The sequence below is a fragment of the Exiguobacterium sp. s129 genome (genome assembly GCF_018617585.1).
Taxonomy (GTDB): domain Bacteria; phylum Bacillota; class Bacilli; order Exiguobacteriales; family Exiguobacteriaceae; genus Exiguobacterium; species Exiguobacterium aestuarii_A.
The window spans coordinates 1-529 of record NZ_JACSKL010000035.1; the positions used below are offsets into that span (position 1 = coordinate 1).

The following is a 529-nucleotide window of genomic DNA, read 5'->3' on the forward strand; positions in this document are numbered from 1 at the left end:
CCCCTGTTCAACATCCGTTCCGTGCGCCAGACCGTGAGGGAGGTTCAGACGAACCTCGCCTATCGCTGGTTCCTCGGTCTCGGCATCGATGAGAAGGTTCCCGACCATTCGACGATCAGCCAGGCCTACCGGCGACGCTTCCAGGGGAACGACGTGTTCCAACAAATCTTCGAGGATATCGTCCGACAGGCGGAATCCCACGGGCTCGTCTCCGGGCGCATCCTGATCACGGACTCCACGCACATCCGGGCGAACGCGAACAAGAAGAAATTCGACAAGGTCGAGGTCGAACGGGTCGTCGGTGCCATCGAGGACGAGCTCCTCACCCGCGTGAACGAGGAACGGGCCGAACGAGGAAAAAAGAACTGAAACCGGCATCTCAGAAGAGGGAGCGCCGGCTCGTCAAGGTGAGCCGGACCGACCCGGATGCGGGTTACATGTATCGCGACCAGAAGCCGGAAGGCTTTTTCTGGCTGGCCCATCGGACGGTCGACGCCAAGCACAATTTCATCGTCGATGTACACGTCAC

General features: G+C 60.1%; 1 protein-coding gene. It reads left to right on the forward strand.

What is annotated here, in order from left to right:
• Positions 1-369: transposase (locus KNO92_RS14720; RefSeq protein WP_214761897.1), on the forward strand; the 369-nt coding region annotated here is incomplete at its 5' end.
• Positions 370-529: the final 160 nt, after the last annotated feature.